We start from the raw sequence: 12410 nt of genomic DNA, 5'->3' as shown, positions 1-12410 counted from the left end.
GTTTACACTCAACCCGTAAGCATTAAATGCCCCCTTCACACATTTATTTCCACTTTTCTTTTCAACAAAAAGCAGGAACTGTTGCCCTGTGCTCGAACTCTTCAAGCCTAGGTGAGGCAAATGCACCGGTTGTGACACCTTATCGAACATGGCCTGTTCCAGTTCTTCAGTCCAGGTTCCTCGCTCCTGATGACGCCTTTTCAAACGCTGCAATCGGCTGTTACCACGAGCATGCTTTCTTTGATAGCAGCCAAACTTATCCACATTGTCTGGGACAGTTTTCACCACTGTTTGCAAAGCATAATCCTGAATAAGCGAGCTTTTGAGCAAGAGTGTGTGAAACCCCTTGATATCCTCCTCATCACCCAGCAGACGCAATATCCCACCCAGAGTCCTCTGCTGCCCGTAAGCAGGAAAGGCCAAAGCTATGCGCCCCTCATAGGCTGGCAAGTGCCGATGAAGTTCTTGAAGCAACTCCGATACGACAGCAGACTGGATAATTTCAGCATTGGGCAGCGCTTTTATTTCAAAGTAGCTGTCCATCATTACTCCTTACCAGACTCACCAAATACACCGCCACGAATCAAAATGGCCATAACATAATGCTGCTGCTCAACGGCAGGCTTTTTATCCTTCAAGACCCAGCTGTCAAACAGGCTATAAAAATCCATTTTGGCTTTTGGTTGGCGGAAAGCCGTACCCAATGTCGTTACGGCACCGTAAGGCTCAATGGCAATAGGCATGGCCGCATCGTCACTGTACCAAGTATCAATTGTACGAATAGCATTGCTGATTTTCTGGGAGTGCATACCTGCTTGACGGGTATTTTCATTCACAACATACAGCTCTTTGCTCTTGGTCTTACCGGTATCGAGAACGAGCTCCTGAGAGGGATAAACTTCCTGGCCGAACCCCATATGCGCCTTGGCTTCAACCTGCATCATGATGAAACTGTCACCCCGCAGCCCGGAAGCAATCCACCCGGCTACAGTTGTGAGCTGTTCAGAATTGCCATCAAAATTATTGAGGCTAAGTTGACGCGCATTGGCAATGCTAACCACTTGCTCTTCGCCATCAACGTTACAACGCACCGTTACAACAACAGATTCACTCCCAATACGATTTCTCCAAAGCCAGCGCGCATTGAGGATATTAGCGGCATAGCGCTTGGCGAGCTCCTCAACACCGTTCTCCTCCAGATACTCACCAACCACATCTGTCAGTTTGGATTGATAAGGCTGGTTGTTGCAGACTGAAGGGGTACCATTAAAGGGAAGAACTTTGCAGGTAAAGCCCACTTTCAGCATATTGTTACTGTTATCCAGCATGGCGACATCAACGGTTTGCAGGTTGGCCTTCTGAATTTCAGCATCAAGCTTAGCGGGGTCATTAGCAACATTGTTTTTCAGGCGGTTAGATATTGTTCCCCGCACAGACTTTGTCCGTACTGCAACGAAAGACTCAGTTTGTGCATTATCCTCACTGTTATATTGGCTAAATACGGCATCAGAAATATCCAGATTGCGCTCAAAAGCCAGAACGGAGGCGGTGGTCAATTTCGTCATTTCATTTACTCCTACACTGATTAATTAGTGGCTTGCTCTACAAGATAAAAACCATCGTTTCCGTCACTCATATGCCAGAAGGCACTCTCAAGCGACGATAAACTGTAGGGAAATACCCACTTCCCCAGGCTGTATAAGCTTTCAACAAACTGGCTTGGATACTGTGGAGTGCGGCACTGTTTCATCACGCCCGGCTCAAACAATGGCGATATCGCCTGATAACCAACGGGCATAGGCACCAGCCAGCCTCTGCCATGCTTGACACTGGTCGTACGCCAATTTGGTGATGCTTTGTTTTCACTCTTTTCGTTGTCTGCATCGTTCTGGGCGACTTGTGGAACATGGTGCAAAACAGCCACTTCCATAAGAGCATCCAAAGGTGTCGCCTCGGGGTTATTTCTTTGCAACTCCTCTGTAATGTCTGCAAGTTCCTGCCGCGCATCCATTAAAATGAATGCCGGTGCAAGACGAGCTTTTAAATCATCCAGGCTTTCGCTGGAAATCAGCTCCACAGAGCCCACAGCAAATACGCTGCCACCAGATAGCCGTTGTCCGTAAAAGGCTTGATGGGCCCAATCAGTGAAGAGCTTTGGATTGTCTTCCAACCAGTCTGCGCCGTCATCATCACAACGAACAGGGATCACGAGACTCACTCTCATATCCAGTTTGCCTTCTTCCACAATGGCTGCTGTCTTACCAGTTTTCTTAATCGGGTTGCGGGTCTGGTTCAGGGTATAATCGCTATAATTGTTTGGCCGATAACGCTTCACCCGTGTTTCATGGCTGGCAATCAAAGCGCCATCCAGATGAATGTCACCTTCATCAAACGGTATTTTTCGCCCCAGAGCATGAACGGCTCCGAGGAAACTGGTTATTGCCGGAAATCCGTAAGTCAGGGGGCTGGAAACAGCGTTAGCTCCCTGCACCTGAATTTCTTTTATGCAGAGGTAGGAATGAACTTCATTCATCAGAAAATACCCTCTTGTGCACGGATACTGGCTTTCACAGCAGACTCAGCTTCTCGTAGCCATTCACGCTGCTCAGCATCATCAAAACCTGTTGATTGCTTAGGAAATTTGGTTTTGAGCTGAGTATTGATCCAAAGGGAGAAGTCTTTCATAACCTCAGACACCCACTCCGTGTTTTCTCGCCCTTCCTTAAAACTCTCCTGAAGCTCTTGGTCTGCTCGTCGAGGGTCCAGCCAATATTTGTGGGGCATTTTCAGCTTGTAGGACTCACTCCAACCCGCAGGGTAATGCGTCTGGATATAAGCCGCTGCCTGCAAAATCTGACCGAGAATCAGATCAAGAGCCTGTTTTCGCTGGTCGCGTACTTCCATGACACTCTTAGGTGCTTCGACAACGGCATACAGCATCTGCAGCCCCTGGTAACAGTGATAGACGAGGTTTCTATTGAAAAAGCTGTTTTCTCGCTTACTCAGCCTGAACTCATGCTGCTGGGAGTAAGTGGGAGGAAGGGATTCCAGCAATAAATTTCGACCACGCTGCCTACTTGTTAGAGAGCTGACATTCTGCGGTTTTGTACCACCCAGCTGTGTGGCTGCCAATGCATGTATAGACACATAGGGCTTATGGTTCACATTGCTCTTACGCCGATTATCTCTGGCTTCTTTGTTCTCAACATTAAAGCGCCGCTCGTTAATGGCCTGCACTGTTTTATTTGTTAATGCAGAAGGATAAAGCGGAACCAAACAGCGATAATCATCATTGGCAACAGCATCTTCCAATGGCCAGAGTACTTGCTTATTAAACCCATCTGCCGAAGGTGTATCAACGACACCTTCCAACGCCTCCTTGAATGCTTTCTGATAACCTCTGGATATTTCAGGGTCACTATCAAATGCACCTTCAAGAGCGGGATGATCCGCTAAAATCAGATCTCGCAGCTTCACTCCATCCACTTCACTGTTAAAAAAAGCAGCGAGAGGAAGAGCTGCTGCATTGCCGTTAGCATCCAATTCAGGCTGTGCAATATTCTGAAAGCCAACAATGCCCGCTGGCAATGAATGGGTAGGACGGAAATTTATATTGTCTCCCTTAGAGTCAGGGTGAATCCCCTTTGATATATGGCTGCCGAAGCGGAGCTGCTTAGCCATTTTGGCACCTGCCTGCTCCATCCAGACAAGTTTACTGAAACGTCCTTTAAGGGTTGAGATTTCCTCTTCAAGCTTTCGAGTCTGATCACTATCAGGGCTGGCTTTACCCAGTTTCTTTTGCAGCGGCTCCAGTTTGGTTTGCAGCTGATCATCAAGAAACTGGGTGATAGCTCTCACCACACTCTCATGGGTTACTTCCCCCATCGCACTCTCCTTTACAACGAAGATCAAGGTTGAAGCAGTCTGGCACATATCACAAGAAAAGCAATCAAGCATAAACAATATATTAATATGGAACAATAAGAACAAACATTACTTGAATATGGACTTATAAATAGACTTCCATAGAAATCATGGCAAAGGTCTGTGATAGACTTCACCGCCTGCCGGACAGGCAGCTTAGAAAATATTCAAATAGCGTTTGTGCTTGGGTATTGACTGCCGAGCAGGCAGAAGAGAACAAAGGGGTCACTCGCCCCTTTCTCTACTTTCTGGGCCAAAAACCAAACCACGGGTGAAAACACCAATCTTTCTGATCATCAAGCCTTACACTTGCAAAACGAATGGCAACCATCATGGGATTTTCATCCTCCAGCCGCTCTGAAAGCTTATCCAATGCCGCCTCATAGTCAGTGACCATCCAAGGGAGAGTTGCCGCTTTTTGGGGAACAAACTCTGTATAACCAATCTTGCTATTGATACTCTCTTCACCTCGAGGATCTTCCCAAGCCTTTTCTCCATACCGGAACCGGATCCCGCTTTCCTGATCTTCGTCTGGAACTGCCACAAACTCGATTTCCGATGTGGTTTGCTTTCGAAATGGAGTTACCTTCTGGAGATGCACCGTAGCCTGCATTGCGCCGTTAGGTTTCCAGAAAGCATTGACAGCATTAGCTCCCGATGGGTGGTTGACTAAATCTTCCATCACGGCATGTTCAAGATCAGCCAGCCTCAAAGTAGGCTCGAGTCTATGGGGTTTAGAAATACGAGGCACAGCATCAATTCGGGCTAACTGCTGCTCTGTTATCAGCCCCTCTGAACACGTATGTGTTTGAAGAAGGTGGTTATCATTTGCGGCACTTTCGAATCCTGGCTGTGTAAATACAGCCCGTCCCATGCCGAAATGGGTCCCACCTTCAAGCGCCTTAACATTGTTGTCCAGAATCAGGATATTAGGTTTATCAGCAACCTTTTCATGCCGATGACGCCACACCCGCCCAACCAACTGGATAATGGAGCGCATAGAGGAAGGCTCTATAATTGCCCAGTCATAATCATGATCCCGGCCTACTTCGGCAACGGCCGTCGCCAGAACAATAAAAATATGATGTTGCTTTTCACTGCTGCGAACAGGCCCTGAGATTTCCTGATGTTCAAAAAGGCTAATGCCACCATTTCGATCCAGAATACGATCCAACTTCTGTTCCAGGCGATTACGTAAGAACAGCAACTGCCGGGCGTGATAGCAACATAAATGTATCTGGGTATTTTCAGGTTGAGGACTTCGATAGATTGCTTGTGCCAGTGCAAACAGTGGGTTGATATTAGCCATGCGCATCAGCCCAACGCTGGCAGTTTTCCCGGTTACTGGGCAGGTTTCATGGAAGGCTTGATGGAGCCGGTGAGCACCATTGATGACAATGCTGGCCAGTGCTCCATTATTAATGTTTTCATTTTCAGGCGTTTTGGGCAGCACGGTTGGCAGAATGCTTCCCACTCTTCTGGCTGGCAACTCGTCTAAAGCCTTAACACGCTTGCGAATAAATTTGGTATGTACTTCTCCAAAAGTATCCGCATTTTGACAAGGCTGGAGAACCTGAGAGAACTCATCAAACCAAGCGCAGTAAATACCGGTTCCCTTTTCTCCCAGATTAGCCTGCCAATGGGCCCGCCCTTTCTGATAAGCAATAAATAGCCCCTGTACAAGGTCGGGAGTCAGTGTGGCAGAAGAGAGAAGAACATGGCTTCCCATCATGCCAGCCATATGCACCAACCGTGTCAGAGCTGGCAGATCGTTTTGATCAAAATCATCGGGTTCATCAAGAACAAGATCACTGGTAAGCAACCGAAGCATGGGAACAATGTGTCGCCCACCTCGCTGGGTTTCTGTTGCGCCGATAATATGATCTACGGTACAGGAAACAATCGGTGCATAGAGAAGATCACGGGCTTTGGGGTCATGGATAATGGTGCCTAGCGTTTTTTGATCCAGTGCACAGTTTTCATAATCCACGCCCTCTGAAATCAGAGGCTCTTCTGACTCACTTCCATAAGCAGCAATCTGGCTTTCTTGTTCTATTTCTTGCTGGTGCAACTCAAAAAGTTTCCGCTGCGCCGAACCTCCCACAAGAATTGCCAACTCGGTATCGTCCAGCTTCAACTTTTCTCGTAAAGCCAAACCGGTCTGTAGGGTCAGCACCCTAAGCCCCATGGCAATAGTAAAGCGTGGCCTCTTATCTGGATCTGCCAGTGCCGTCATAATACGAGCATTGCCTAAAGTCTTTCCGCAGCCAGTACTGGCCAGATTCACTCCAAAGAAACCTTGCTTGCGAGCTTCTTTGTGGTGTTTCTTGATCAGATTCCAGGATTGGTTTTGCCACTGGAAACGCTTGATAGGTGTTCTTCTGGAGAGTGCAGCAAGGGACTCCAGCCGAGGAAGCTCCTCAACAAAGCGCGGTAAAAGCCGAGAGAAAGCTCCCGTAAAGCGGGCAACCCCAATAAGGTGCTCATCCAGTGCCTGCTTTGGCTCACCTGTTTTACGACAGGTGTTAGCTGTTAGTTGCCCAACCATAGCCGGATCACCAGTCACACGACTCTTATCGTCAGCACTCAAACTGGAATAGTTATGATCTCCCACCATTAGGCAAAGCCGGGAGAGATGCATAAGCAGTGGATTATTCTCTGCTGGCAACTGAAAGAAAGGAGGGTGGTTCAAGGCCTTTCTGGACCAGCGCTGAATGTTTTTTTGCCATTCACCACTTTCTGTAGCCTGCGCGGAAAAGCGCCAAAAGTTATCTGTGTCCTGACGTTCGTCATCCGACCTTTGGGAATAAACCCAGTTATTGTAAGGGGCTAATCGTTTGAAAAAACGATCAAGGTCGGCTCCCAAAAAGCGGGATTTCTTGCAAAGCTTCTCAGCCTTAGAGAAATCATGGCGATCTTCAAAAGGAAGGCGGTGGTGGGTCACAATCAACCAGGCCACCATTCTAGCTAGAGAAGGAAGGTGGAATATTCCTTCAGACCTTTGCTGACTGTCGTTATGGAGCTTTGAAGCCCAATCAGGCTCGTTGTTGAAAAACTCCTTAATGTTAACGAACCGCTCCAACCACTCCTTATCTGAAGAGCACCCTTGAATCAAAGCTTCAAAAAGACGAAGAGATAGCCATTCGTGCCTGTAAGGGTCAGCCTGAGGCTTACCTCTTTTTTGAAGTTTTTTCTGAAACCCCTGCGTGGCCTTACCAAGATCATGCAGAAGTGCCGCAAGTGCTGAGAGAATCTGAATAGAAGTGGCCATGGTCCAGCCCGTTTCCCACTCTGCTCCTGTCAGCACTCTCCGCGTCCGATTCACGGGAACACGCCCTCGGTGATCAAAAGACTGTTTTCTCCCAACAGTCCAGACGAGTTCAGTATGAGAACGGGAGCGTATCCAGTGGCAGCTGACGGCCGTGCTTTTCGTTGCCGATTTTCGTAAAAGCTTCCTGACAGCATTCAACCCTTCCTGGGTGATCACCGTTTGCCATGTGTTATCGCCGATTCTGTCTGCAAAGGCATCCAGCACTCGCCGCGTTTTTTTCAGCGCCTTTTTGTCGCACTGAGAAACAAAAGTCACCTGCATTAGCATGAGTCCCAATCAGTACGGAGTGCAATTTTCTTCACTTCATTGAACATAAAGTCCAGGGCTTTGTGATCGGTGAAAGCTTGCAGACACTGCTGCCGAAATTCTTGTTCTGTTGCCCCCTCTTTGGCACAAATGAAGGCCCATGGAAGAATCAAAGTGTCTTTAATCAAATCAGCGACATCAAATACCAAGGCCCCCCGCCGGGTTTTCCCGTGCATGACTGCAAAACCATGGGGAACTCCTAACACCCATAAAGTTGTTGCCGCTAATCCATAGGCCAGATAATTCCCATGATTTAGGAAACTGTTGGCAAGATCCTGAGCATCACGCTCTCTCGTAAAATCGCCATATGCAGTGACATGGCAAGCTATTTTGTAGAGCTGTTTCGTCAAACGCGCTTCTATCTGCAAAAGCTCTCCCGTATTACGGGCACTTTTGGTTTGGGCGCTGAAGGTATTTAATGCTGTGGTCAGCTGCGGGGACTGACTGTCAAAACCTTCTCTGCCAAGCTCCCGGTCTTTTCCCCAGATGCGGGACAGATAGGCTATACGAGCTTCCTGCATGGACTTGGCTGCCTGAAGACGTTTGTGGTCGTCAAACCAGAAACTCACCCAACCCTGCAAATACTCTGTCGGCCTGTACTCACTTTGTGGAGTTAACCATTCAACCTCGTTCGCCATAAGCAGAGGTGTACCACCACCTCCGCAAAACCCTACAAGCACACCTGCGGAAGCCAGCATTCTCATCGCGGCCTGAGTCACAGAGGTTCCTGTTCCAAGGAGTAAACACGTTGTATTGGCGATGGGAATATTCCAATACTGATTTTCACTACGGGCTTCTGTTAGATAAAGAACACGCCCGTCTTTCTGCATGACACGACATTTTTCCAGATAGTAGATATTGGCTCGCTTGGAGTGAAGAATGGCTTTTAAATCTGAGAGCTGTTCTTGCATACTTCGTTCTAAACCTATCAAATATCGTAAGAATATGCCGCAGGCCTGCAAGAGTAGCCTTCACTATGTAGTGCCTGTCCGAAAACCCTCAAGCCCTTGCAATCAGCCGCTTAAGGCCCAATGGCACTGACTTAAGCCGCTTTCCCCTGGTATTTCTTGAGTCGTCTTGCCTTTGGCTGAGTATGCTGCAATTCTGACAGGCACTACTTAACGATTCAGTCCATATTATTATTTATACAATCATATCTATAATTAGAAAAAAATTACACCTTCCCAGTTCTAACGCAACCCATATATCACCAGTAATCAGCAAATGGCCGTAATGACCGGCCGGATGTTTCTGGAATACCCAGTGAATGTTGGGTTAAATAAAATTATCCCACATATCATCCCTAACATCCTTCATATCAAGCCTCCCAAACGGTTTCCGCCTTTTCTTCTGTACAGTGCGTGTACGAACGGTCACACCGGGGGCAACGGATCCACGCCCACGAGCGTACCCACCTAATCTGGTACCACCTGGGTGAACAGCTTTAAAAATGCGACTCAGAACACTTGCAACGAAAAGGCAGATCACAACCAGCGACCCAATCGCGAGTATAAACATAAGAATCAAATAAAACTCAAAGCCCATAATAACCTCCTTTTTTATAGACTTATCAAACCACAGTTTTTGTCAAGCTACCATGTTGGGCAAGGGCTATGTTCCCGTAGACGGTTGGTCGATATGGTCTATCCTCGTCGTCAGTTATCAAAGCAAGGGGAGCGTCATGCAACAGAAGCTCTTCAACGACTTTATTAGGGCTATTTCGACCCTCACACCCCGTAAGCGCTTAAACTACGACGCCTTCAAAAGACCTGAGCTGACTGCACTCTTACTCCAGCCATCAACGCAGGAAATAACGGCTATGGATCCACAAAGAAAGTTCGTCCGTCTTAATCATGAACAATGGCAACACATTATTGATCAGCAGGTCGAGAGTGGGCTGAGCCAGAAAAATTTCTGTCAATCACGTCATATCACTCTGGCTACTTTTTCAAACTGGAAACGCAAACTCAGGAATGGCCCTGCAACCAGGGCAAACGCATGAACACTATTTGATCAACCCCAAGATCTGACAGAGGTACTCTTCACTCCAGCCACACGCTTTTCTCTTGTTCTTGATACCAAGCTTGACCGTAGAATCCTGCTTGAGAAGATTGAGTGCTATCTGTCTTGCAATGGCAAGGTTCTCAGCTGCATGACCATTTCTGGCTCGGGAGTGATCTTCCGAAAATGCGACATCCAGAACCCAATGCAAGCTATTCTCCACTTGCCAGTGGAGTCGTGTAGCCTGCAGAACTTCATCTGCTGTCATGGTTTTGCTGCTGATGAAGTAACGGATGAAACTTCGTCCTTTGTTACCTTTAGCCCGATCCAATTGCACAGCACCAATAGTTTTTGCCTGCCATCGGGCTGCATTAGGGCAAGTGGAAAGATCATTCAGTACCCAGCACGGCGCTGCTCTACACGACCATGGCCTTTATCGGCTTTCTCGCTGTATTGGGGGACTTCAGGGTTGTCCAATGGGTTCTTTTGCCAGTATTCGGTGAAGTAGCGATCCAATTCACCATAGAGTTTGCGCTGATTGTTTTTCACCGCCAGTAAGTAATCCGCTTTGGACTTCAATACTTTGCTGGCAATACGTTTCTGGCAGCTCATTGCATCAGCCGTGACCATGCATCCCTCGATGGCTAACTTGTCCAGAAACTCAGGGACTGCTGTGATCTCATTAGATTTACGGTCAACCTTATACTGGCCGAGGCTGATTCCGGCTTCCGCGGACCAGGCATTAACCATATGAATAGCACTGCCAGATTTATCACGAGAGCCACGGACTGTTTTTCCATCAATTGCAACAACGCCAGACAGCGGTGTATCGATGAGCATATCCTTGACCCATCCAGTGAACAGGTCACGGAATTCTGCGGGATCGAGCAGAGAGTAAATTCTGTTGAATGTGTCGTGTGAAGGAATACCTCCCGGCAACTCAAGGTACTGGGAAAGCCAGTCTTCCTTACATTCGGCCAATGCGTGATGCCGGGCCAGTCATCAGCTCCACAAAGAAGGCCGGTAATGGTCATGAAAACGACCTCACCCAGAATGTGGGTACATTTGGTGGCTTGTCGAGGGTCTGGTAGCTGGTTTGTACGTTCGAGGAGCGTCGGAAACATCATCTAAAAAGCGATATGTTTCAAAATATTCTGAAATCTGAACAGGGCATTTTCATGAATATTTGTTCAAGAAATGTTCATGCGTTTGCCCTGGCCTGGCCGCCAGTTAAGCTGCGAGCGTCAGGTATCGAAGAGAAAAGGGAGCACGAGTTCAAACAGAGATCGGACCTGCTCTTTGCTAAAGCCAACGATCTTGAACCCCACCGACAAGAACAGAAGAAAGATGAACTCTGGAGGATAAGGGAACGACAGTTTTTGGCTCATAAAACTGCGCAACCTTCAAACAGCCCTGTTTGTGACCCTGACTCATTTTGAACTTTTGTTTCTGCATCATCATCCATAAGTACCCAAATCATTATGCGAAAGCAATGGTCCGGGTACTTACAGCATGATTGGTTGAAGGAACAACTCCTGATATAACGGCTATAAAGGTTTACTCAGAGTATGAACTTATCCCCATACTATGGGAAAGGCTGTCATTACTGGCAGGTGCCTGTTCCTTATAAACAAAGTCATCAAAGCAGGCAAGAGTCGGGTATCCCCAGTACACAAGGTTCCTCAGCCCCTGCAGGTGACTTTGAGCGCCACCAACTTTCACAACGTAGTTTCCAGCACTACCCGGTTCACTCTTATATACAGACATGTCACGACATAGATGAGGGCTTCCGTCTTCTGAAAACCAACCCCCAGAAAGCATTAAATGAGGCCGAGATACTCTTAAAAAAATACGCAGGAGACGTACGTAAATTTACTCGTGTTGTGCAATTAAAAGCCAGATGCTTGTGTCTTCTTGACAAGTTTGATGAGTGTATTGGCTTCATCAATTCTCTTTCAGAGGATGTGCAAAGCAATAAAGGGGTGAAAATGACAAAAGGGAGAGCTTTACAGGCTAAAGGCCATTTAAGGGAAGCTTTATTGCTCTTTCAGCAACTTTACGCACAATACTCAGCCTCTCTCATTGATGAAAAAACCAATGGACTGGCTCTGGGCAGAATATACCAAACCATGGGGGGCACGGATAACCTGAGAGCGGCTCTTGGTGTCTATACCCGGTTGCGCACCCGGGCGGCCGGAGGGCAGGTGGACACTCCCTGTGAGGACAGGGAGATTGAACTGGGTCTGGGCAGACTACACCAAGTCATTGGGGGCTCAGACAATCTGAAAACGGCCCTGGACATCTTTACCCGCCTGCGCACCCGGGCGGCCGGAGGGCAGGTGAACATCCCCTGTAACGACAAGGAGATTGAACTGGCATTGGGCAGACTACTCCAGGCCATGGGGGATCCAGACAGTCTGAAAACGGCTCTGGGCATCTTTACCTGGTTGCGCACCCGGGCGGCCGGTGGGCGGGTGAACACCCCCTGTGGTGACAAGAGGATCGAGTTAACACTGGGCAGGCATCTCCAGACCATAGGGGGCAAGGAAAACCTGAAAGCAGCTTTAGAGATCTTCACCCGGTTGCGCACCCAGGCGGCCGGTGGGCAGCCGAACACCCCCTGTGAGGACAAAGATATAGAACTGGCTCTGGGCACGCATCTCCAGATTATGGGGGGCACGGAAAACCTGAAAGCGGCCTTAGACATTTATACCCGGCTGCGCACCCGAGTGGCCAGGAGGCAGGCGAATACCTCTTTTAATGACAAGGATATCGAGCTGGCTCTGGGCAGACTATTTCAGGTTATGGGGGGCAGGGACAACCTGAGAGCGGCTCTGGAGATCTACAT

General features: G+C 48.1%; 9 protein-coding genes and 1 pseudogene. 2 read left to right on the top strand and 8 right to left on the bottom strand.

Going from position 1 to position 12410, the window contains the following annotated elements; genetic code table 11:
- From cas6f to cas1f, 6 genes are all read right to left on the bottom strand, one after another.
- A partial coding sequence (gene cas6f / locus E1189_RS06635; protein ID WP_155159254.1) for a type I-F CRISPR-associated endoribonuclease Cas6/Csy4 occupies positions 1-546 on the bottom strand: 546 nt, incomplete at its 3' end.
- Entirely contained in the window at positions 546-1565 is a 1020-nt protein-coding gene (csy3, locus tag E1189_RS06630) for a type I-F CRISPR-associated protein Csy3 (RefSeq protein ID WP_155159253.1), read from the bottom strand. The genes csy3 and cas6f, both read right to left, overlap by 1 nt.
- Positions 1566-1585: 20 nt before the next feature.
- Positions 1586-2533 carry a type I-F CRISPR-associated protein Csy2 gene (csy2, locus tag E1189_RS06625; RefSeq protein WP_155159252.1) on the bottom strand — a complete coding sequence of 316 codons (948 nt, stop codon included), beginning with the start codon at positions 2531-2533 and terminating at the stop codon, positions 1586-1588.
- Positions 2533-3885: a type I-F CRISPR-associated protein Csy1 gene (gene csy1, locus E1189_RS06620; RefSeq protein WP_196221273.1), complete on the bottom strand. Its 1353-nt coding sequence runs from the start codon at positions 3883-3885 to the stop codon at positions 2533-2535. Before csy1 ends, csy2 begins: the two co-directional genes overlap by 1 nt.
- A gap of 280 nt (positions 3886-4165) precedes the next feature.
- On the bottom strand, positions 4166-7516 hold the full coding sequence (cas3f, locus tag E1189_RS06615) for a type I-F CRISPR-associated helicase Cas3f (RefSeq protein ID WP_230460227.1): 3351 nt from the start codon (positions 7514-7516) through the stop codon (positions 4166-4168).
- Entirely contained in the window at positions 7516-8472 is a 957-nt protein-coding gene (gene cas1f, locus E1189_RS06610; RefSeq protein ID WP_155159249.1) for a type I-F CRISPR-associated endonuclease Cas1f, read from the bottom strand. Before cas1f ends, cas3f begins: the two co-directional genes overlap by 1 nt.
- Positions 8473-9242: 770 nt before the next feature.
- Between cas1f and tnpA the strand changes: the two genes are divergently transcribed.
- Complete coding sequence (gene tnpA / locus E1189_RS06605; protein WP_155159248.1) at positions 9243-9563, top strand: IS66 family insertion sequence element accessory protein TnpA; 321 nt, start codon at positions 9243-9245, stop codon at positions 9561-9563.
- Between the two features lie 117 nt (positions 9564-9680).
- On the opposite strand, the pseudogene E1189_RS25305 reads toward tnpA, so the two are convergent.
- Both E1189_RS25305 and E1189_RS06585 read right to left on the bottom strand, forming a co-directional pair.
- A pseudogene (locus tag E1189_RS25305) lies at positions 9681-10686 on the bottom strand (ISAs1 family transposase); the annotation flags it as partial.
- Positions 10687-11119: 433 nt separating this feature from the next.
- Entirely contained in the window at positions 11120-11329 is a 210-nt protein-coding gene (locus tag E1189_RS06585) for a hypothetical protein (RefSeq protein WP_155159244.1), read from the bottom strand.
- Between the two features lie 221 nt (positions 11330-11550).
- Here E1189_RS06585 and E1189_RS23775 point away from each other — a divergent pair.
- A partial coding sequence (locus tag E1189_RS23775) for a hypothetical protein (protein WP_196221268.1) occupies positions 11551-12410 on the top strand: 860 nt, incomplete at its 3' end.

It is taken from the genome of Parendozoicomonas verongulae (assembly GCF_009711465.1).
GTDB lineage: Bacteria > Pseudomonadota > Gammaproteobacteria > Pseudomonadales > Endozoicomonadaceae > Sansalvadorimonas > Sansalvadorimonas verongulae.
Note: the sequence above shows the minus strand (reverse complement) of the source record. Positions and strands in the feature narration are given on the sequence as shown.